At 60.2% G+C, this 21,371-nt stretch carries 21 protein-coding genes; 11 read left to right on the top strand and 10 right to left on the bottom strand.

Annotation, left to right across the window (positions count from 1 at the left end; all coding sequences use genetic code 11):
* Positions 1 to 424 precede the first annotated feature (424 nt).
* Positions 425 to 1,567 (top strand): DNA alkylation repair protein, encoded by a 1,143-nt coding sequence (locus tag ACQY7U_RS00400; protein ID WP_428640877.1) that lies wholly within the window; start codon positions 425 to 427, stop codon positions 1,565 to 1,567.
* Here ACQY7U_RS00400 and ACQY7U_RS00395 read toward each other — a convergent pair.
* Entirely contained in the window at positions 1,560 to 2,771 is a 1,212-nt protein-coding gene (locus tag ACQY7U_RS00395) for an MFS transporter (protein ID WP_428640875.1), read from the bottom strand. The two genes, ACQY7U_RS00400 and ACQY7U_RS00395, sit on opposite strands and share 8 nt — an antisense overlap.
* Positions 2,761 to 3,120, bottom strand: coding sequence for an MmcQ/YjbR family DNA-binding protein (locus tag ACQY7U_RS00390; protein ID WP_428640873.1), 360 nt, complete (start codon positions 3,118 to 3,120; stop codon positions 2,761 to 2,763). The genes ACQY7U_RS00395 and ACQY7U_RS00390 overlap by 11 nt, the downstream gene beginning before the upstream one ends.
* A gap of 157 nt (positions 3,121 to 3,277) precedes the next feature.
* Between ACQY7U_RS00390 and ACQY7U_RS00385 the strand changes: the two genes are divergently transcribed.
* On the top strand, positions 3,278 to 4,096 hold the full coding sequence (locus ACQY7U_RS00385; RefSeq protein ID WP_428640871.1) for an RNA polymerase sigma factor: 819 nt from the start codon (positions 3,278 to 3,280) through the stop codon (positions 4,094 to 4,096).
* 104 nt (positions 4,097 to 4,200) lie between these two features.
* On the top strand, positions 4,201 to 4,692 hold the full coding sequence (locus ACQY7U_RS00380) for a YybH family protein (RefSeq protein ID WP_428640869.1): 492 nt from the start codon (positions 4,201 to 4,203) through the stop codon (positions 4,690 to 4,692).
* Here the strand turns inward: ACQY7U_RS00380 and ACQY7U_RS00375 are convergent.
* Entirely contained in the window at positions 4,689 to 4,985 is a 297-nt protein-coding gene (locus ACQY7U_RS00375) for a hypothetical protein (RefSeq protein WP_428640868.1), read from the bottom strand. The two genes, ACQY7U_RS00380 and ACQY7U_RS00375, sit on opposite strands and share 4 nt — an antisense overlap.
* 104 nt (positions 4,986 to 5,089) lie before the next feature.
* On the opposite strand from ACQY7U_RS00375, the gene ACQY7U_RS00370 reads away from it, so the two are divergent.
* The 7 genes from ACQY7U_RS00370 to ACQY7U_RS00340 all read left to right on the top strand — a co-directional run bounded on the left by ACQY7U_RS00370 (position 5,090) and on the right by ACQY7U_RS00340 (position 11,094).
* Positions 5,090 to 5,950, top strand: a complete 861-nt coding sequence (locus ACQY7U_RS00370) for a LysR family transcriptional regulator (RefSeq protein WP_428640866.1) — start codon at positions 5,090 to 5,092, stop codon at positions 5,948 to 5,950.
* Between the two features lie 161 nt (positions 5,951 to 6,111).
* Entirely contained in the window at positions 6,112 to 6,540 is a 429-nt protein-coding gene (locus ACQY7U_RS00365) for an Hsp20 family protein (RefSeq protein ID WP_428640864.1), read from the top strand.
* Between the two features lie 30 nt (positions 6,541 to 6,570).
* On the top strand, positions 6,571 to 6,855 hold the full coding sequence (locus ACQY7U_RS00360; protein WP_428640862.1) for a DUF1150 family protein: 285 nt from the start codon (positions 6,571 to 6,573) through the stop codon (positions 6,853 to 6,855).
* Positions 6,856 to 7,122: 267 nt separating this feature from the next.
* Positions 7,123 to 7,605, top strand: coding sequence for a hypothetical protein (locus ACQY7U_RS00355; protein ID WP_428640860.1), 483 nt, complete (start codon positions 7,123 to 7,125; stop codon positions 7,603 to 7,605).
* Between the two features lie 541 nt (positions 7,606 to 8,146).
* The gene (locus ACQY7U_RS00350) at positions 8,147 to 9,580 is read left to right on the top strand and encodes a glyceraldehyde-3-phosphate dehydrogenase (protein WP_428640859.1); all 1,434 of its coding nucleotides are present in this window, start codon (positions 8,147 to 8,149) and stop codon (positions 9,578 to 9,580) included.
* A gap of 211 nt (positions 9,581 to 9,791) precedes the next feature.
* Entirely contained in the window at positions 9,792 to 9,959 is a 168-nt protein-coding gene (locus tag ACQY7U_RS00345) for a DUF1150 family protein (protein WP_428640857.1), read from the top strand.
* A 136-nt stretch (positions 9,960 to 10,095) separates the two neighbouring features.
* The gene (locus ACQY7U_RS00340) at positions 10,096 to 11,094 is read left to right on the top strand and encodes an aldo/keto reductase (RefSeq protein ID WP_428640856.1); all 999 of its coding nucleotides are present in this window, start codon (positions 10,096 to 10,098) and stop codon (positions 11,092 to 11,094) included.
* Positions 11,095 to 11,369: 275 nt separating this feature from the next.
* Here the strand turns inward: ACQY7U_RS00340 and ACQY7U_RS00335 are convergent, their stop codons facing one another.
* The gene (locus tag ACQY7U_RS00335; protein ID WP_428640854.1) at positions 11,370 to 12,848 is read right to left on the bottom strand and encodes a hypothetical protein; all 1,479 of its coding nucleotides are present in this window, start codon (positions 12,846 to 12,848) and stop codon (positions 11,370 to 11,372) included.
* A gap of 290 nt (positions 12,849 to 13,138) precedes the next feature.
* Between ACQY7U_RS00335 and ACQY7U_RS00330 the strand changes: the two genes are divergently transcribed.
* Complete coding sequence (locus tag ACQY7U_RS00330; protein ID WP_428640852.1) at positions 13,139 to 13,678, top strand: hypothetical protein; 540 nt, start codon at positions 13,139 to 13,141, stop codon at positions 13,676 to 13,678.
* A 169-nt stretch (positions 13,679 to 13,847) separates the two neighbouring features.
* Here the strand turns inward: ACQY7U_RS00330 and ACQY7U_RS00325 are convergent, their stop codons facing one another.
* The 6 genes from ACQY7U_RS00325 to ACQY7U_RS00300 are packed head-to-tail and all read right to left on the bottom strand — an operon-like array spanning position 13,848 to position 20,973.
* Positions 13,848 to 14,903 (bottom strand): phosphotransferase family protein, encoded by a 1,056-nt coding sequence (locus ACQY7U_RS00325; protein ID WP_428640850.1) that lies wholly within the window; start codon positions 14,901 to 14,903, stop codon positions 13,848 to 13,850.
* A complete protein-coding gene (locus tag ACQY7U_RS00320) occupies positions 14,900 to 16,105 on the bottom strand; it encodes an acyl-CoA dehydrogenase family protein (protein ID WP_428640848.1) in 1,206 nt (401 codons plus the stop codon). The genes ACQY7U_RS00325 and ACQY7U_RS00320 overlap by 4 nt, the downstream gene beginning before the upstream one ends.
* 6 nt (positions 16,106 to 16,111) lie before the next feature.
* Entirely contained in the window at positions 16,112 to 16,858 is a 747-nt protein-coding gene (locus ACQY7U_RS00315) for an SDR family NAD(P)-dependent oxidoreductase (protein WP_428640846.1), read from the bottom strand.
* A gap of 59 nt (positions 16,859 to 16,917) precedes the next feature.
* Positions 16,918 to 18,651, bottom strand: coding sequence for a thiamine pyrophosphate-binding protein (locus ACQY7U_RS00310; RefSeq protein ID WP_428640844.1), 1,734 nt, complete (start codon positions 18,649 to 18,651; stop codon positions 16,918 to 16,920).
* Between the two features lie 28 nt (positions 18,652 to 18,679).
* Positions 18,680 to 20,218 carry a class I adenylate-forming enzyme family protein gene (locus ACQY7U_RS00305; RefSeq protein WP_428640879.1) on the bottom strand — a complete coding sequence of 513 codons (1,539 nt, stop codon included), beginning with the start codon at positions 20,216 to 20,218 and terminating at the stop codon, positions 18,680 to 18,682.
* Positions 20,219 to 20,271: 53 nt separating this feature from the next.
* Positions 20,272 to 20,973, bottom strand: a complete 702-nt coding sequence (locus ACQY7U_RS00300; RefSeq protein ID WP_428640842.1) for a GntR family transcriptional regulator — start codon at positions 20,971 to 20,973, stop codon at positions 20,272 to 20,274.
* Positions 20,974 to 21,371 lie beyond the last annotated feature (398 nt).

Genomic DNA, 21,371 nt, shown 5'->3' with positions numbered 1-21,371 from the left:
GATCTCTTGAAAGTCGGGAATAGCGGTGTAACGAGGGCCGTCGGACCCGATCCAGCCACCCCGGGCAACCGGGGTGGCTTTTTTATGCTGCATCGAACAGTCAAGCCGCCAAACGATGCTCTGCCGAATTTGCGCCAGCTTGGTCCGTATTCTCTCTTGAAGTCATCCCCGACTTGATCGGGGATCCAATCCAACCTTCCACACGTTCGGTCCTTCCAGATCGGGCGCATTCCTTGCTGTCAGTGGTGAGTTGAAACTGCAAGGCACTGGAAGAAAGTGGATCCCCGATCCAGTCGGGGATGACCGTGGAGGGTAAAACAGGATGCCTCTCCTGACGGTACTTGTCAGGAAGATGGCAGGAGGTGTCTGGATCTCCTGCCAACCCTCTGGCACACCATGCGGAAACCAAAACAGGAGCCGCTGCGTGGAACCGTTCAAGAACAAGATTTCGCCCGATCTCGTGCGTTGTATCGCCGGTCACTTCGAGCGGCGGTGCGGCGGCTTCGACCGGACCGGTTTTGAAAGTGAAATCCTGTCCGGTCTCGAGGCGCTGGAACTCAAGCAGCGCGCAAGGCTGATCGCGGATGTGATTGACAGGCATCTGCCCAAGGATCTCGGTGAGCGTTTTGCGATCCTCCAGTCCGTTCTTCATCCGATGACGGAAGTTGCCTTCGACCGGGGCAGTGACGAACACGGCATTCGCGGCTGGGGCATGATGCCGCTCGGCATGGTCGTTGCGGACTGCGGGCTGGAAGACTACGGCCGGTCTTTCGCGCTTTTGAAGGAAATGACCAAGCGGGCGACAGCGGAATTCGATGTCCGGCCTTTTCTGAACAAGGACCAGGAAAAGGCGCTGGCGATCATGGCGCCCTGGGTCCGGGACGAAAGCGTGCATGTGCGCCGGCTGGTGTCGGAAGGCACAAGGCCGCGCCTGCCCTGGGGCATGCGGCTGCAGCGGTTGGTGGAGGATCCGTCACCGACGCTGCCGCTTCTGGAAACGTTGAGGGACGATCCGGAAGACTATGTCCGCCGCTCGGTCGCCAATCACCTCAATGACATTGCCAAGGATCATCCCGATCTGGTGGCGGACATCGCCGCCAGCTGGCTTCGGCAGGCCGACAAGAACCGGCAAAAGCTGGTCCGTCATGCCTGCCGTTCGCTGATCAAGCAGGGACATGCGGCGACGCTCGCGGCCTTCGGGCTTAATCCACCTGAAATCCGGGTGGCAGGGCCGAGGATCACGACGCCGAAAGTCACATACGGCGATGCCGCCGGCTTCGAGATCGAGATCGTCTCAACCGGCAGGAATCCGCAGGAGCTGGTGCTCGACTATCTGGTCCATTTCAAGAAGGCCAATGGCACGCTGGCGCCCAAGGTCTTCAAATGGACCAGGGCAACGCTGGCGCCGGGTGAAAGGCTGTCGCTCATGCGTAGCCACCCGATCCGGCCGATCACGACGCGGGTCTATTACGGCGGCACGCAGGCCGTGAGCCTCAGGGTCAACGGGCAGGACTTCGGCTTTTCGGAATTCGAGCTGGTGATGCCGGAAGAGCCGAGGATCAACTGATCCGCTTCAGCCGCAACATCCCCGCGATCCCGAGCGCCGGACCGATGGCCATGATCGCAAACACGCCCGGCCAGCCGATCAGCTCCGCGCCAAGCGGTGTCAGCTGCACGGTGAAGAAGGTCAGCGCAAAGCCGAGGGCGGTCTGGAACGTCATCAGGCTGCCGGCCTGATCCGGCGGTGCGTAATCGGCCACGAGAGCGGAAAACTGCGCCGAATCCGGCAGGATTGCCGCGCCCCAGACCAGAACGCAGAGGATTGTCAGCCACACCGGACCGCCGAAGGCCAGTGCCGAGGCCAGGGCGGCGCTGCCGCTGACCACCATGGCCAGAATGGCGATATTGGCCTTGCCGACCCGGTCGGCGACAAGACCCGCGACGATGCAGGCCGCGCCCCCCGCGGCAATCGCCAGAAACGCAACAAGGCGCGAAAGCGGCAGGGCGGCTTCCGGGGCCATATGAGCCGAGAAGGAAGCGGCAAGCGCAACGCCGATCCAGGCCCACATGGCATAGAGCTCCCACATGTGGCCAAGGTATCCGGCATAGGCGAAGCGGATCTTGCGGTCGGTCCAGGCGGTCAGCACGGCGCCGATCCGCATCCGCGGGGCTTTCGCATGAAAGGGGCCGAGCGCGGTGAAGAGGCAGAGGATGCCGCCAGTTGCGGAAGCGGCAGAGGCGACGGAGAGGCTCCAGCGCCAGTCGGTGCCGCCGAGTAGCGCCAGCAGATGGGGTGCGGCGGAGCCGAAGGTCAGAGCGCCGACAAGGGTGCCGACCAGAAAGCCGCGATCCGCCTTCCCCCAGCCGACGGCGATTTTCATGCCGACCGGATAAACCCCTGCCAGAAGGGCACCGGTGGCGAAACGGGCGAATATGGAAAGAAATCCGCCCGGTTCCACCACCAGAAGGCTTGCATTGAAAAGGGCCGCGGCAATGGCGCAAGAGGCAAAAAAGCGCCGCGGATCAATCCTGTCCGCGAGTCCCAGAAGCGCGGAGGCGACCGCGCCGACGACAAAACCGATCTGCACGGCGCTGGAAAGGGCCGCCTGGCTGAAGGGGGAAATGCCGAATTCGCGGACCAGATCCGGCAGGATCGCCGCCGACATGAACCAGAGGCTCATTCCCGCAATCTCTGCGACCAGCAGCAGGCCGAGCGAGGGCCATTTGCCCATTGCGCCCCTCGGTGTGGTGGATGAGGCGTCAGACGGCAAGACCCAGCTCCTTTTGTGTCTTCTTCGTCAATTTGCCGGAAATGATCCTGTGGGCCGCCTCGATATAGGCCTTCAGGTCGTCGTCTGAGAGCGCGCCTTCCTTTTCCATCTGCACCCATTTGGCCCGGGCAAGATAGGGCGCGGGGATCAGGCCTTCCTGCTGGGTGAGAAGCGAATAGGAGATGTCCGAGCACTTGAAGCTGAACCTCGGGAAGTCGCCTTCGCCCCAACCGGAACAGATGGCGAAGATCTTGCCGCCGACCTTCCAGACGGACGCATTGCCCCACTGGACCACATGTGTGGTCGCGGTCAGCTTTGCGCAAAAGGCGTCGAAGTCGTCACGGGTCATCTGAAATCTCTTGTCGGGCGGGGCAAAATCGGAACCGGGGCCGCAGAGTGGCGTTTCGCTCCGGCGCACGCAAGACGGCCGTGATGAAAAAAATGTGTCACACATGCTGCTCCCACTGCCTCTAACATTGTGAGACAACAAAAATGCGGAAAATGACATGACGGCAATAACGGTGACGGCGGACAGGATCAAGGCGGCCCAGGACGGAGACAGGAAGGCGCTTGGAGAGGTGCTGGAAGGCGTTCAGGATCAGGTTCACAAATTGTCCCGCCGCATCCTGGTCGATCCGGAAGATGCACGGGAGGCCACCCAGGAAATCCTGATCCTGGTCCTGACGAAACTGTCGACCTTCCGGGGCGAAAGCGCCTTTGCCACCTGGGTCTACCGGGTCGCGGTCCGCTATCTGCTCCATTCGAAGAAAATCCGGGACCGGGATCCGGGGCTGACCTTCGAGGCCTTTGCCGCGGATCTCGAAACCGGACTTGTCGCCGATCCGCCCGATGCACCCGACCATGCCCTGCTTCTGAACGAACTCAGGATCTCCTGCACCATGGCGATGCTCCTGTGCCTGACCATGGAGCTGCGGCTCGCCTATGTGCTTGGCGAGATTTTCGAACTGGAGCATGGCGAAGCCGCGGAAATCCTGGAACTGGCGCCCGCCGCCTACCGCAAGCGCCTGTCGCGGGCGCGGAGCGAGGTGGTGGCCTTCACCGGGCGCCATTGCGGGCTGGCGAGTTCATCTGCCAGGTGCCTGTGCCCGCGCCGCCTGCCGGCCGCAATCAAGGCCGGCCGGATTGTGCCCGGACATACGCCGAATTCCGAAGGCGCGGACGAGAGCTATTCCGAAGTCAGAAGCCGGATCGGAACCGTCATCGACAGCCTGAAGGCCTTCAGGCTGCAACAGGCGGTTCCGGAAGAACGCTGTCCGCAGGACATCAGAGCGCAACTGACCGGCATTCTGTCACAGCTCGCCTGACTGCCGCCGAGGCAGCTAAAATCAGCCAGACAACTCCCCCTTCAACCAGCTTGGCAGCAAGCGGGACTGGCACCGCTTTGCCCGATCACGAGGAGACCTGTCAGATGTCCCTTTTCAAACTTTCCGCAAACTTCGCCGCCCTCGCGGCTCTCCTGCCCCTTTCAATCCCGAGCCTTGCAGAAGGAAACAAACACATGACCCCGGACCAGCAGACCGTTCTGGCAACCATCCAGAAGATGACCGCTTCATTCCAGGCGGGCGACATCGACGCCGTCATGGAAACCTACGAGCCGGACCAGAGCATTGCCTTCGAGCCCGGCAACCCGGTGTCGGACGGTGCCCTGGCGCGGGAGCTGTTCAGGCAATTCGGGTCCGTCTCGCCAAAGTTCAGCTATTCCGGCCATGAGGTGATCGTGGAGGGTGACCTTGCGGTTCACATCGCGCCCTGGACCATGACCGGGACGGACCCTGATGGAAACGCAGTTGCCGGCGAAGGACTTTCCGTTGCGGTGCTGCGCCGCCAGCCCGACGGCAGCTGGAAGATGGTCATCGACAATCCCTACGGCAGCCGCCTGCTTGGCGAGGCATCGCGTTAAGCGGCGCCGAAGGTGCCGGGCTGCTTTTCGAAATTGCAGAGCGGCCCGCAGTGTGCCGACACCTGCTGTCCCGGTTTCCTGGTCAGGAAACCGGGCAGCAGTTTTTTGAGAAAACGCCACCGGCGGAGCTTTGCGATCTTGCGCGCTTTCTGTTCCAGCATCACATGTTCGGGCACCTGCCGGGGCCAGAATTCCGCGTGATGAGGATAAAGCGTCCTGATCGGGTCGTCCCACGCCGGGGCGCCTGACGATGACGGGCCGTTCCGAAAAGATACGGAATAGGGGATGAGCATGCACAGCTCCTGTTCAATTTTGATTGTATGGAAGTTTGTTTTTCACTTATTCTCACAAAGAGCTCTTATCTGCATGTTTTCTAATTGAAATTGTGATTTCAAAAATGAAACGAAACTTCGACTGGGAAGATCTTCGCCTGTTTCTGGCCGTAGCCAAGGCTGGCGGACTGGCGGGTGCGGCGGACAAGACCGGGGTCAGCGCGGCGACGCTCGGAAGGCGCGTGGCGTCCCTGGAACGGGATCTTAATGTCCGGCTGGTGGAGCGCGAGGCGCGCGGTTACCAGCTTACAACCGCCGGCCGGGAGCTGATGCTTCATCTGGAGGATATGGATCAGGCCGCCCGCTCGATCGCCGCCTGGCAGGAAAGCGGCCGGGCACGGCGGCGGATCCGGATTTCGGCGGGCGAATGGACCACGCGGCTGCTCCTGGACAACATCGGCGGTTTCTGGACGTCCGCATCGGATTGGGTGCCGGAGTTCCTGGCCGACCCGCGCGTGCGCGACATTGCCCGCCGGCGGATCGATATCGGCGTGCGCAACCGCCGTCCCAGCCAGGAATGGCTGGCCGGGCAGAAGGTCGGCAACGTCGATTTCGCCGTCTATCAGGCAAGATCCGTTTCCGCGCGGGAAAACCCCGGTTGGGTCGGCCTCGTGGAGGACGAGGCGCATTTCCCGACCAGCACCTGGATCCGGGAGAACCATGGCGACGAGGTCACCATCACGGTCAACAAGGCCTCGCTGGCGCTGTCGCTGGTGCGCAAGGGGCACGCACGCATGCTGCTGCCGATGTTCGTCGGCGAGGCTTATGCGGACCTCCAGCGCCTTTCGGAACCCGTGGAAAGCCTGCGAACCGAACGCTGGCTGGTGATGCACCAGGACGAACGCCACGAACCGGCTGTCCGCCATGCGGTCTCGTCTCTGGCGAAGGTGTTGAAACAGAACCCGCTTTTGTCTTCCGATTTTTGAATAATTCACAATATTCAACATGCGCAAGACGGGAAAATCAGCGCTTCTTGAATCAATTTTAAGGAAGCTCCATATTTAATGGTGAAGGGAGCCCGTTGGCTCCTGTCCGGATGCCTAGAGAAGGGTCTGGACGCAAGGTCGCTTCGACAAGGACTTTGAGGATGTCACGCATGTCAGCGTTTTCCAGCCCGTTCATGCTCGGGTTCGACGATATCGAGCGTGTGCTTGATCGCGTTTCAAAAGCCGCCAACGACGGCTATCCGCCCTATAACATCGAACGTCTGCCGAAAACCGAAGGGCAGGGCGATATCATCCGCATCACCCTTGCGGTCGCCGGTTTCACCAGAGAACAGCTCGACGTCTCCGTGGAGGAAAGCCAGCTGGTGATCCGTGGACGGCAGGTGGACGACAAATCGCGTCAGTACCTGCATCGCGGCATTGCCGCCCGCCAGTTCCAGCGGGCCTTTGTCCTGGCCGAGGGCATAGAGATCCTCGGCGCCGACCTGAAAGATGGGCTCTTGTCCATCGACCTCGCCCGCCCGGAACCGGAACGGGTGATCAGAAAAATAGAAATCTCCAGCGGCGAATGACCCTCGTCGGCCAACAGATGGAGAGTACTGATGCATGACCCCAAAAGCCCTGACTGGGCTGACCTGACCCTGGCCTCCGAGTTCATGTCGGTCGACGAACTGTCGGAACTCGGCACGGGCGACATCGCCTATATCAAGCCGATCAAGGCGCGCGACCTGAAGGAAATGTTTCCCGACGTGCCGCCGCTCCACGACAACATGACGCTTTACGCGCTGCTGAATGCGGACGGCACGCCGATCCTGCTTGCCGACAGCCGCGAAGCGGCCGTGGCCAACGCCTTCGAGGCCGACCTCGAAATGGCCTCGCTGCACTAAGGCGGTGTCGCGGCATCCCCGAAAAAGACACCGGCCGATCGGCCGGAGCTGAAACGTATTTGTGGCCCGCCGACTTTTGCTCGGCGGGCCGCTTTGGGTTTTGGGGAGGCGAATGGCAGCTTAGCGGCCCAAAGTCAGTCGTTCACGCGTACAAAGGCGTGTAATGAAGCCAGCGTCCGCGGCTAAAGATTTCCCAGTTCAGCAGGGCGGACTTTCCCGTCATTCCCGAGAATGCGACAGTCGGGAAACTTCAGCGGGAGACAATCCATGAGCGACAAGGAAGTTATCGACAGGCTCTTGGCTGCCGAGCGGTGGGAGGTTGAAAATTTCATCCGGCTCTATCAGGTGCCGGAATTCGACACTGACATTATGATCAATCACCGCTGGAACGCTGTCGATATGCTGGCCCATATGGTTGCCTGGCATGAGAGTTTTGCACTCAACCTAAGTCTTCTTGCACAGGGCGAGCCTCCGCAGCCGCCTCGCGGAACGCTGCGTGAGGTCAACCGTCAGGGCGTTCTGGATCGCAAAGGTCAAAGTGTAAAACAACTGATCCGCCGGTTCCGCAAGGCCCAGAGAACGATCGAGAGCAACATCTACAACGAAGGCATAACGCTCATCCCGTATCGCAAACCGGGCACAAGTTACAGCCGCGCGCAGCATCTCGATGTTGTACGGAGCCATATTCGCGGTCACTTCTGGGAGGTGATTGACATGTATGTAAAGAACAGTGCGGCAGTCCGCGGCTGAGGGAACTCAGCTTGGAGCCCGGAGCGGATGGCCACCGCAGGTGACGCAAATGGCAGCTTCCATACTCATTGCTTTCATTCTCCAGCTTGGGACTTACGGCAGCTTTGCGTCCCAGGTCAGTCATTCTCCAGCTCTCGAGCCGGTCTTGAAACCTGCCGGTGTTGCAAGTTGGGCCAGGGTCTAAAGAGGACGGGAAGCGGTCGTTTGTTGCCATTTGAACGCATGTCTGCTCGGAGCCTAAGGCTGACTTCAACAGCCACACCCGCTGGTGTCCGCGAATTGCCGGGATCTGCCCTGCATTTTTTGTGATCAGGCCAAGTCTCTCCGCGTTGATTTCCGGTTATCGGAAAGGTTCCTCATGTGACGTTTCCAGTGGTTGGATTGCCGCCCAAAACATCTTCTCAAATTTCAATCGATTAGCCTTCAAACTGCTTATGGACATTGCATTTGCACAAGAGCTAAAAGCCGGGCGCAGGCAAGGGCAGGACCCTGAAGACTTGCCACCGAGTGCGCTGGAAAGACCATAAAGGAGTTGTTGGACATGGCGGCTATGGATAATCACTTCGATAACTGGAAGGAACAACAGTCCGCCGCCGAGCAGATGATCCCGCTGGTTGGTCTCCTCTACCGTGATTACGGCATCAACATCCGGATTTTTGGACGGCGGCTTTTAAACAACTCCGCAATCGAGATCATCAAGGCACACCGTTATGCCTTGCAGATTACCGGGCAGGATCTGGAAGTCTCAAAAAGTCTCGAAATCGTCAAGGCGATGCTCGAGATGGACCTCGCCGCGTCCCGCGTCGACCTCGGCAAGCTGTGCCACCGCTACATGGCGGAGGGCGGAGATGTTAAGAGCTTCCTGGAGGAGCAGCTTGCCAGCATCAACACCGGCAAAGCCTCCATTCTGCAAGAGCCGCAAGACGTCGTTCTTTACGGTTTCGGACGTATTGGCCGTCTCCTCGCCCGCATGCTGATAGAGCGCGTCGGCGCCGGCAACAAAATGCGCCTGCGCGCAATCGTAGTGCGCGGCGGCAAGGATGGTGATCTCAAGAAGCGCTCCAGCCTTCTGCGGCGGGACTCCGTCCACGGCGCGTTCAGCGGATCGATCACGGTTGACGAAGAGCAGAAAGCGATCATCGCCAACGGCAACACCATTCAGGTGATCTACGCCAACTCTCCCGCCGAGGTCGATTACACCAAATACGGCATCCGCAATGCGCTGGTGGTCGACAACACAGGCATCTGGCGCGACGAGGAAGGCCTTGGCCAGCACCTGAAATGCCCGGGCGCGTCGAAGGTCATCCTGACCGCGCCGGGCAAGGGCAGCATCAAGAATATCGTCTATGGCGTGAACCATGGCGACATCACTGCGGACGACGAGATCCTGAGCGCGGCCTCCTGCACCACCAACGCGATCACGCCGGTGCTCAAGGTGATCAACGACGAGTTCGGCATCGAGAACGGCCACGTGGAAACCATCCACGCCTTCACCAACGACCAGAACCTGATCGACAACTACCACAGCGGAGATCGCCGTGGCCGCTCCGCCCCCCTGAACATGGTGCTGACGAGCACGGGCGCGGCAAGCGCCGTGGCAAAGTGCCTGCCGGAAATGAAGGGCAAGCTGACCGGCAACGCGGTTCGTGTGCCGATCCCCAACGTCTCCATGGCCATCCTCAACCTGAACCTCAAGCGCGAGACGACGGCAGAGGAAATGAACAATTACCTGCGCGGGATATCCGTACAATCCGAGTTGATGGATCAGATCGACTACACGGCCTCGACCGAACTGGTCTCATCCGATCTGGTCGGATCTACCCATGCCGGTGTGGTCGACAGCCAGGCGACAATCGTCGACGGCAACCGCCTCGTCCTTTACGTCTGGTATGACAACGAGGCAGGCTACAGCACCCAGGTGATCCGGATGATGCAAGAGGTCGCGGGTATGAAATACCCGACGGTTCCCGCGTGATATTGCCTTCACCAAACTGAATGGGGCCAAGCCATGTCCTGGCCCCAATACCAACCTCGATTGATAGGTCCCTATCATTTGAGGTTGGTATTGCCTGTGCCTTTCTCAGATCGGTTGTGGGAGCATGCTTAAACCCGATACGAAGCACTGACTGCAAAATTCCCGTCTTGCGGCCTAAACCGCTCATTCATTGCCCTTTGCGTCCGAATTCATGTCGGTTGACGGGCTTTCGGAACTCGGCACGGGCGACATTGCCTATATCAAGCCGATCAAGGCACGCGACCTGAAGGAAATTTTGCCCGACGAGCCGCCGCTCCACCACAACATGACGCTTTACGCGCTGCTGAGCCCGGCGTTGAACACGAATGCGGCCCGCTGAGTTTCGCTCAGTGGGCTGTTTTGGTGTTTGGCAGATGTGTTGTTCGCAAAGCCGAGATCCCTGATCTCCATGTATTTCGTGATTGAAACATTGGTGTGGTAAAGACCTTCCAGAGTGTCCAAAGGGTGGAGAGAGTATGAAAAAACGCAAGCTGGGCGCCAACGGGCCGGAAATCAGTGCGATCGGGTATGGGGCGATGTCCTTTTCCGACATGTACGGTCCGACGAACGAGGCAGAGAGCCACGCAATTCTGGACGCCCTCCGGGATCTTGGCGTTACCCATCTGGATACGGCCAATATCTATGGCATGGGGAAATCGGAAAACGCGATCGGTACCTATCTGAAAGCCAACCCGGGCGTGCGGGACGAGTTCATTATCGCGACAAAGGCGACCATAACCAAAGATGCGGACGGCAACCGCTTCCTCGATAATTCAGCGGAGCACCTCGAAGCCGAGCTGGACAAGTCGTTGCAGCGACTCGGCCTGGACTATGTCGACCTCTTTTACGCCCATCGCCGCGATCCGCGTTTCACACCGGAGGAAACAGCTGCCAATCTTGGCCGGCTGGTGGAAAAGGGCAAGGCCCGGGCGATCGGCCTTTCGGAGGTTGCACCCTCAACTCTGCGGCGTGCCATGAAAGCCTTTCCGATCGCCGCCGTTCAATCGGAATATTCCCTCGCCACGCGGTTTCCCGATCTTGGACTGGTGCAGGCCTGTGCCGAGCTGGGTGTCGCCATGGTGGCCTTCTCGCCCGTGGGGCGCTCGCTCCTGACGGACAACCCGATACCGCGCGAACGGATCCCGGATGTGCCGTTCCTTGCGACCAACCCGCGCTTCATGGAACCGAACCTTTCCGAAAACCTGCGCATTACTCAAGGCTTCCGGAAGCTCGCGGCAGAGATGGGCACGACCGCGGCTGGGCTGGCAAATGCCTGGCTGTTGACCCGCGGACCGCATGTGATCCCGATCCCGGGAACCCGGTCGGTGGTGCACTTGAGTGAATGCATCTCGGGGGCGGATCTGACCCTCACGGACACGGATCTTGAACGCATCGAAGCCGTGCTGCCGGTCGGCTGGGCCCACGGGGACCGTTACACGGTGGATCAATGGATCGGACCCGAACGGTATTGCTGAAAGACGCCTCTTATGGGAGAGGGGCCTGAGCATTGGCGCCTTCCTGTATGACGACCGATGTGATGGCGATAGCGGACATTGATCGCACGGCACATCGGTGTCGGCTCCGGGCTGAAACCTGATGTCGACGTCGGCCTGCGAGCCCGGATGGCAGCTTGCAGCCGGAAATCCGGCGCCGTGGATGCCCTTGGCGCCCCGTCAAAAAGGCGCCGGTCTTGGGTCTTATCCGGAGATCCTTGGCCTGTCTGTTCGCATCAATTGGCTGCGCCGCTTCTTCAGCAGCGCGAGCCAAGGCACTCCCCGGTCTCTTCGATCAGAACCGACGAATGTCCGGGTTTCCCTTCGGGCATCGGTACGCCGCGCCGCAGAACGAACTTCACCGAATGTCCACCATTCAGTCCGGCGGGAAACCGCGCGATCGGCTTGTCGATCGAATAGGCGCCGTCGCTCAGCCGGCTCAGGGCACCGCTCCTCATCAGTTGGACCAGTCCTGCCTGTTGTGGCAACACGTCATACGCCTCGGCCTTGCCGTTGGTCACGATATCTTCCGGCGAGACGCTTTCGATCCCGTCCGGATAATAACGGCGCAGGTCCGCCTCCAGGGCGGAATAGGTCCGCGGGGTGACGATTTCCTCAAAGCCTTTTTCCGTCATCCGAAAGCGCTTGTTGCCCTTCTGGATGATAAGACCGCCGTCGGCGTTTTTCGAAGCTGCAGGCTTTTCACTGCGGCCCGACGGAAGGTACAGCTGGCCAAGCTTGTAACTTCCTACCATGCGGGCCTCCCGACCAAGGCCTGCGGTCAGCAAAGCCCGCGTCTTGATCCATTGCGAGGTATTTGCCTTGTAGGCAGTCGGAAAGCTGCAGTCGGACAATGACTTCAGATCAACAACCTTCGCCGGCAGCCCGATGACACCCATGCCTTTCCGGCTTCCCCCGACAAAACGCTCGACACGTTCGGTCGCGCCCGTGACGCGCAGGACCATCGCGTCAAAGACGTTGGCGACGATGAAAAGCGGTTCCTTGCCTTCCTCGATTTCAAGCGTCGCGAAGCTGGTTTCGTTGTCGAGGCCGGCAACAGCCACTGTGGAGACGGCCGTTCCTTCATAGCCGCCGACGAAGACGGGAAGGGCTTGCGGTGAAGGCTTGGGCAGCTTGCAAACCACATTCCGGTTGGATCGGGGTTTTTGCGTGATCGAGGGACCCTCTTTGGCGAGGCGGTCAATCGTCTTGAGGATGTCGTCGACGACGACAACGCCGTTGCCATCGGCATCGAACACCATGAACGCGGTTCCCTGCAGTCTGCCGCGTCCACCCCGCTTGCGCAGCTCTGCGACGGCTTCCTTGCCGCTTGCGGCGATTTCGGTTGCCGAAAGCATTCCGTCCTTGTCGGTATCGACCTTGAGCACCGTGGTTTCAAATTGTGAGCGCTGGTTTCCCGACAGGACCGTGCGGACACGGTCGATTTCCTCCCGCGACAGTTCGCCGTTTCCGTCCAGATCGTTCCTCAGGATCGTTGTCGTTGTTCTTGTACGCTGTTCGGCTTCGAACCTCAGATCAATCGTCTCGGCCATCTCTCGCGTCAATTCGCCGGTGGGAGCCATCATGAACAGCTGGGAGACAAATTGTTCCTTCGCCTTTTCAGCATTGCGGCTCGCCATCTGGCGCAGCATGTCTTCCGGGGTTGAGCGCGAGTTGGACAGTGCCGGAGATGTTGCAATCAATAGGGCGCAAAGTGCTGCAAAACTGCGGTGCATAATAAATTTCTCCAAACTTTAAGTTGTTAACTTGAAGCAGGATTTCGTTACCAATTCGACAAGAAAAAACAGCCATTTGAGTGCATTTCGGCGGTTGTATACTGGAGCTCCGAAAGGCCGGTCGGGGTGTAAATCACAGGAGGTATGGACTGTTTTTTGTTCGTGTGACTGCCTGGTTGTTTCTGAAAAGGGCTATGCCGACATCGTGCAAAAGGTGCTCAATGACGTCCCTTGTCGGGTTGTGTTAGCGTGGTTTGCTTTTCGTCACCTGCAACGCACCGGAGGGCAGCATGACCGGCGTGTCCGACGTCGTCGCCACCTACATCATGGCAAAGGATGGCAACCGGCCCTGGCTGATGCGCAGGGCGTTTGCGGAAGGTGCCCGTTTGGAAATGGCCGTCAAGACTGATGCGATTTCGTTTCCGTCGACGGCAACCGGCGTCGATGCGATCTCTGATACGCTGGTGCGGCGTTTCTCCGAGGAGCAGGAGAACGTTTATACGCTTTGCCTTTCGTCGCCACCTGAGGACCGCCGCAAGACATTCAGCTGCAATTGGCTGGTCGGAATGTCGCGTCGGGACAACGGCGACATTCGTGTCGGCTGTGGCCGCTATGACTGGTCTTTCACGGATACGGGCAAACTACGCGCCAGTGACCTGAAGATAACAATCGAGGTGATGCAAATCCTGGCACCGGAAAACCTGCGGCCGGTCATGGATTGGCTCTCGGCTCTTCCCTATCCCTGGTGCCCGGCCCGGAGAGCAGCTGAGACCATGCCCCAACCGGAGGGCCTGAGCGCCATCTCTGACTTTCTCCGCCAGTGCAGGTGATTGCCGAACGGTCCGGGGGCGTGCTTTTGAAGTTTGCTCCCGGCGTGTATCGGCGGGCGATGTCGGGCCTATCGACTTTTGTGGCTGGAAAGGCCCAACACCTTCCAGGAAACGGTAAGCGTTACCCATGCCTCCGTTTGGGCAAGCAACATGAGGAGCTAGCCGGGGACTAAAAAGGGCCGAGTTTATGGGGCTCCCTGTTCGCGATTTCAAGCGCCCGGATGGCAAATCGTTCGGCCAGGGGCGCAAACCTGGCTGCTTCGGGATCTGATGCGTTGCCGAGCCGGGCACGTTCGGCGATTCCGACAAAAATGACCGCAAAACGGTAGAGCGCGAACGCCTTGTGGAATGGCAGGAGGGGCGGAGAATCCGGGGCGGCCTTCATGTAACAGGCGACGAACTCCCCCTCGGAAGGAAGGCGCATCTCCGCAAGGTCGATCCCGAGCAGGCCGCCATATTCATCCGGGGCGGTGTGCCATGGCATGCAACAGAAACCGAGGTCGGCGAGAGGATGTCCGAGGGTGGATAACTCCCAGTCGAGAACGGCCACCACCCGCGCTTCTGTCGGATGGAACATGAGATTGCCGAGCCGGAAATCTCCATGACACAGGGCGACACGTCCATCATCCTCCGGAAGGTTGGCGGAGAGCCAGTCATGAAGCTGTTCGATGGGCGCAACGGGCTGCAGGTCCGACTGGCGGTATTGCCGGTCCCACCGGCTGATCTGCCTCTCGAAATAATTGCCCGGCTTGCCGAAGTCACCGAGTCCGACGGTTTCCGGACGGAGTGCGTGCATCGCTGCCATTGTCGTTGCGACAGCCATCCAGATGTCGCGCCGCTGATCGGCCGGCAATTCGGCGAGCGACGTGTCGGTAAAGACGCGCCCCTCGACCCGTTTCATCAGGTAGAAAGGGGTGCCGATCACTCCTTCGTCGCTGCAGTAATGAACCGGTTCCGGCACGGGGACGCCGGTCGGAAAGAGAGCTTCAAGAACCCTGTATTCCCGGTCGATCGCGTGAGCACCCTTCAGGATCGGCCCGGCGGGTTGTTTGCGCAGCACGAGCCGCCGGTCACCGTAGTCGAGAAAGAAGGACGGGTTCGACTGACCGCCGCCGATACGCTCGAGGACGAATAAGCCGCCGTCCGGGCCCAGCTTGTCCCTGAGATGGTTCCGGAGACTTTCCTTGTCGAATTCAGTCGTTCCTGCGCTGGCCGGCGCTGTCATTCTCCCGTCTCCCAGCGATAAAAATCCAGTCCGTCCCTGGTCAGATGACGGTTGATCAGCATCTTGTGCACCTCGTCGGCGCCGTCGACCAGACGTGCCTGTCGGGCATAACGGTAGATCCATTCGAGCACCGTGTCCTTGGAATAGCCGCGTGCGCCGTTGATCTGGATCGCGGTATCGGCCGCCTTGTGCAGAAGGTTGGCTACATGGATCTTGGCCATGGACACCTCTTTCTGTGCGAAACCGCCGCGGTCGATCTCCCAGGCGGCCTTCATCACAAGCAGACGGCCGATCTCGATCTGCATCGCAAGCTCGCCAAGCATGAGTTGAACGCTTTCCCGGTCGGCGAGCCGGACACCGAATCCCATCCGCTGATCCGCGTATCCGTGTGCAATCTCGACACAGCGTTTTGAGAGCCCTAGCCAGCGCATGCAGTGGGAGAGGCGGGCCGGACCGAGCCGGGTCTGCGTCACCTTCATGCCGCGGCCTTCTTCCAGCAGCACGTTCTCCGCGGGTATGCGCAGACCGTCGAAACGCAATTCGCAGTGTCCGCCATGCTCCTCTGGTCCCATGATGGGAATGCGGCGCACGATCTCCCAGCCCGGATCATCCCGGTGGAACAGGAAGGCCGTGTGGCCGCGCCGCTCGTCATCGGATGTGCGCGCCACGAGAATAAAATGCGCGGCATCCTCCGCGCCGGTGATGAACCACTTGCGACCGCTGACGATATAGGCATCACCGTCCTTCACGGCCCTCGTCTGCATCATGCCCGGGTCCGAGCCTGCACCCGGGTGCGGCTCTGTCATGACGAAGGCGGAGCGCACCTTGCCTTCGACGACGGGCTTCAGCCAGCGCGCCTTCTGGTCTTCCGTGCCGATAGCCTCCAGCAACAACATGTTGCCGTCATCGGGAGCGGAAGAATTGAAGGTCACCGGGCCAAAGATCGAGCGGTTCATGGCCTCGTAGCATACCGCCATGCCGACCTTGCCAAGTCCGAGCCCCCCGGTTTCGCGCTTCAGCTGTACACACCAGAGCCCCTCGGCTCGCGCTTTCTCACGCATCTGCTCAAGAACGTCCAGGGCGATGTTTTCATGGGGGTCGAATGCTGCCGGGTCGCTCTCGAGCGGGAGCAGGTGCGTTTCGACAAAAGCGGCAATGCGGTCACGGATATCCGCGATTTCCGGTGAAATGGTAAAATCCATGAGATCTCACAATCCTGAAACGAGATGGCCGCCGTCGACGGCAAGAACGGATCCTGTCATGTAAGCAGACTGATCGCTTGCGAACAGCAGCAAAGGCAGATCCAGATCGGAGGGCTTTCCGAGCCGCCGTTGCGGAATGCGGGTGATCAGCGCTCTGCCAGGCTCGCTGGCGAAAAAGTCCGCATTGATCGGCGTTTCTATATAGCCGGGGCAGAGCGCGTTCACCCGAATGTCGTGGCGCGCCCACTCCAGCGCCAGCGCCTTGGTCAGTTGCACAAGCGCTGCCTTGGACGCGCAATAGGCGGACACATGCCCGGAGACACGGATGCCGAGGATGGAAGCGATGTTGACGATGCTGCCGCCACCTGACGCTTTCATGGCACGCGCAGCAGCCTGCGCAACGGCAAAGGCGCCGGTCAGGTTGGTGTCGAGGACCGACTGGAACTCTTCAAGCGGCATGTCGATCGCGGCACCGGAACCGCTGATCCCGGCGTTGTTGATCAGAATGTCAAAGGCTGGTGCAGCTTCGAAGAAGCCGGCCACTCCCTCGGGTGAAGTAACATCGAGCGCGGCGGCATCGGCTGAACAACCGCGCTTTCGCAAAGCTTCCGCTTCGCCCTGGACCCGCTCGATCCGCCGTGCGGCCAATGTCACATGTGCACCGGCCTCTGCCAGGACGGCTGCGAAATGCACTCCCAGGCCGCTCGAGGCACCTGTGACCAGCGCGCGTTTCCCATCAAGTCTAATGTCCATCGGCTTCCCTATGCTTCGCTTGGCACTGTCCGGAATGCCCGGCATGGCACCGGTTCCGGTCAAACGGCTTCACGACGCTTGCGCTCGGCATCGTCCCAGGCTGTCAGTGCCTGGTAGTCCGGGACAAAGCCCAATCCCTTTTTTGCATCCGAAGAAATGGCGTCCTGTGATGTCACAACATCAATGACTGCAGGCGCGTTTTCGAGGCCTCGGCGGATGGCACCGGCGAGATCGTCCGGGTTTTCCACCCGTTCGCCATAGGCACCGAGGGCTTGCGCCATTGCAGCATAATCGGAATGACGCAGAACCGTCCCGATGACCCGTCCTCCATAATTGGCGTCCTGGTCATAGCGCTCGATATTCCATGCGGCATTGTTTGAAACGATAAACACTGCCTTGGCGCCATGCCGGACGGCGGTATCGATTTCCATTGCGTTGATACCGTAAGCGCCATCGCCATTGACCGAAATCACCTGGCGTCCTGGATTGGCCAGCGCCGCCGCCACGGCAAAGGGAACGCCAACTCCCAGGCAACCGAATGCACCAGCGTCCAGGTAAGTCGACGCAGTGAGACCGATCCGGGCGAAGCTGAGCAGATCGCCTCCATCGGCAATGGCAATGTAATCAGACGACACCACCTCCTTGAGCGCCTGGAAAATCGCAAGCGGGTGGATCTTGCCGTCGGAGCCCAGGCTGGGTGCCGCTTTTTGCTCGCCTTTGGAGATACGCTCGCGCTGCTGGGTTCGAAGACGTTCGAGCCAGTTTGCGTCCCGCTCGCCGGCATCGTTGCCAAGCGCATCGGTCAGCGCGTCGAGCGCAAGATCGACCGAGGCAAGCAATTCGGGCGAGCCCCGCCGGTTGTCGAGGAGTTCGCCGTCGTTGTCGGCAATGCGCAGGAACCGTGCATCGGAAAAGACGGCCGGCGAACCGAAACCGAGCTGGTAATCGAGCTTTCTGCCAAGAGTGATGACAAGATCGGCTTCCGCCATGGCTGCCGCCCGCACCGCACCGACCACCGAAGGGTGCCCCTGGGGAATGAGACCCCGGCTTTCCTGTGTGTCGAGATAGAGTGCATCGACAGCCTCCAGAAAGCGAAGGAGAGCCGGGCCGGCGTTTCGCGCGCCACGTCCGGAAACAACGAGCGGGCGACGCGCCGTTCTGATTGCCTCGACCGCCGCGTCAAGTTGGTCCGGCGCAGGCGGAATCCGGCGTGGCGGCTGCGGTTCGATCCAGTCGTCGACCAGCAGGCCGGCATTGAGGTGCGTGCGCAGCACATCGGTTGGGAATTCGATATAGGAAGGACCCGGCTCACCAAATGAACCGAGCGCGCGCGCGATCGCCTCGTCCAGTTCGCGCAAGGCCTGCTCCGGAACGCGCGCGGTCCGCGCGTATCGTGTCACAGGCTTCAGGATATCGACATGCGGGATGTCCTGGAGCGGCCCCATATTGGCCTGCGGGCGGGATGTGCACCCGCCGATCAGGAGCACCGGCGCCCGTGCCAGCGAAGCGTTTGCCATACCGGTGACGCAGTTGGTGACGCCTGGCCCGGCCGTTGCCATGGCAACTCCCAGTTCGCCGGTAAGTTCCGCGTGCGCATGAGCCATATGGACCGCGGCGCCTTCGTCGCGAACATCTACAATCTCGATGCCACGACGTCCGAGGTGATCCCAGATCGGCTGGATATGCCCGCCCTGCAGGCCGAACACCCGCTTGATGCCGCGCCTTTCGAGCACAAGGGCAATCCACGCGGCAACGCTCTCCTCGTCGCGGTTGAGGTCCTGTCGGTCGATCATTGATGCCTCCCTGGCTTGAATGATGCGTTCATTGGATTTGCGCGCGGTCGGCGACCATGTCGCGCAGGACGCGGTGGAGAATCTTGCCGGTGGTGTTTCTCGGCATTTCGTCTTGGGCCAGGAAGACAACTTTGCGCGGCCGCTTGTAGCCGGCGAGTTGATTCCTGGTCCAGGCGATCAGCGCGTCAGCGGTGATGTTTGCCCCTTCCCGAAGAACCACGGCAGCGGTGACGCTTTCTCCCCATTTGTCGTCCGGGCAACCGACCACGGCGACGTCCTTCACATCGGGATGGCCAGAAAGGACGCTTTCCACTTCCGAGGGGTAGACGTTCTCTCCGCCGGTGATGATCATGTTTTTCTTGCGGTCGATCAGCCGGATGAAGCCATCGGCGTCGCGTACGGCCATGTCGCCAACCGAAAGATAGTCACCCCGGAAAGCTTCCCCGGTCTTGTCCGGCAGGTTCCAGTAGCCATCGAAGGCATAAGGGCCGCAGGAATAGAGCTCCCCCGGCTGCCCGTCCGGAACCTCGTTGCCATTGTCGTCGAGAAGCTTGATCGCCGCGGAGCCGACCACTTCCCGGCCGACGGTGCCGAGATGGTCAAACTGTTCGTGCGGATGGATCATGGTCACCCAACCGGCTTCGGTCGAACCATAGAGTTCGTAAAGCCCGGAATTCGGGAACATCTCCATCACCGCGCGCTTGGTTTCAACACGCGCCGGCGCCGAAGATATCATCAGCTTCTGGACACTTTCAAAGTTCGCGTCACCGCGCTCATGCGGCGGAACGTCGAGCATCATGGCGTAGTGGGTCGGTACCAGGGAAGTGAAGGTTATGCCGAGGCCGCCGATGGTGCGCAGGCACAAAGCAGCATCGAAATTCGGACGCGAAAACACCGTCACCGTCGCGCCGATGGAAAGAAAGGCGGTGAAAAAATTGAGCGAATTGGCGTGGCACATGGGCATCACCAAAAGTGCATCGTCCTTGCGCGAAAGGCTTAGTTCGACCTGGGTCATGAGTGCAAGCATGGCCATGCCATGGTGCCCCCGGATCGCCCCCTTCGGCTTGCCGGTCGTGCCAGATGTGTACATCAGGCACCAGGGGTCATCGCCGGTGACTTCGACCTCCGGTTCGGCTTCCGAAGCCGAGTTGATCAACACCTCGTAGGAGCGCCAGCCCGCGGGCGGCGGACCGCCGAAGTGTATGTAGCGGTCGGACGGCACGCTGAGCCTGCTTTGCATCACCTCGACCAAACCGACAAACGGCTCTTCTGCAAGAATGGCCGAAACGCCGCAGTCCTCGCAGATAAATTGTGCCTCTGCCGCGGTCAGGCGGAAGTTGATTGGCACCGCCACCAGTCCGGCCTTGGCAACGGCGGTGTAAATCTCCGCCCATTCAACACGGTTATAGGCCAGCACGGCGATACGGTCGCCCTTTGCGAGGCCAAGCCCGGTGAGCCCATTCGCCAGCCGGCATGCGCGCTCGTTCCACTGACTGAATGTCAAAGCCCTCTCAAGATCGCGGGCACCGATCTGCCCTGGCTGAATCCGGGCGTGGGCAGATAGCATTTGTCCTGGTGTCAACAATGGGGTCATGGCCAAGTCCAGCTTGAGGGTCAACCTTACGATTTCTCGGAAGCGGCACCGCCGGTCTGCCCGGCAAGCGCAGCTTGCAGCGTTTCGGCTGCGCGAAGGGCGTGGTCGATCGACAGCGCTTCCGCCTGTACCGGATCGCCAGCAACGATCCTTTCCAGAATGTCTTCATGTTGCCGCCAAATTTCGTGGGGAAGTTCCGCATGGCGCAGAACTTCCCCCATGGCACGGCGCAAGAACCGCCAATGCGGCTCCACGGTGTCGGAGACCAACGGATTGCCGGAACCCTTGTAGATGAGTTGGTGAAAGGTGAGATCATGGCGAACCTGGTCGCCGACCGCGCCTCCGCTGCCCACGGCCCTGCCTTCGCGGATGATCTGGCGGCCGCGCTCGTCAAAGAAGCTGGCAACTGCATCGTCCGTTCTCGCGCGTTGTGCAGCCAAGCGCGCGGCCAGCCCGTCCAGGACGGCCCGGATTTCGTAGTGGTGACGCATCAGATCGAGGTCCAGCGGAATGACCTGCAGCCCCCTGCGTCCAATCTCCATGACCATGCCGTCGGCCTTCAAAAGCGCCATGGCCTGCTGAACGGGTTGCCGCGACACGCCGAACCGCTCCGCCAGTTGTTCCTGAACCAGGTGGGCACCCGCCTGTAGAACACCGTTGTAGATCTCGTCGGCGATTGCTTCATAGACCTGCTGTGCAAGGCTGGGCTTTGTCTGGATCAGGGTCATGACAGAGGTCCGATATTGAATTCTGAATTCAGAATTCAATATGACAATCCGAGCCTCGGGTCAATAAAATTTTACGTAGGGTAATTCTTGTTTCAGTCTCTGGCACTTAAAGCGGTTCGCGAAGTCAAACCTCCACTCGGGAGTCTGTCGACCGTTCAGACAGTTCCCAATTTAAGCAAATGGAGTGCACGGGAACGCGGACCGCAACGCGTAGCGCCCGTGTCGTTGGGCCAGGTATCCACCCGCCTCTCGAGAATTGTCGACATGAACGCCGGCTCTGACAGCAAGCCCGTCCTATTGTTGCTGTCCGTTTAGGGTCCATTGCAGTCGTTCGCGGGCAAGAGGTTTGCAGCAGCATGGAGCCTGACGGAGATGTTCATGGATCATAATGATCCGTT

The sequence above is a fragment of the Roseibium sp. genome (genome assembly GCF_050301095.1).
Classification (GTDB): Bacteria; Pseudomonadota; Alphaproteobacteria; order Rhizobiales; family Stappiaceae; genus Roseibium.
This window is presented reverse-complemented; position numbering and strand designations above follow the sequence as displayed.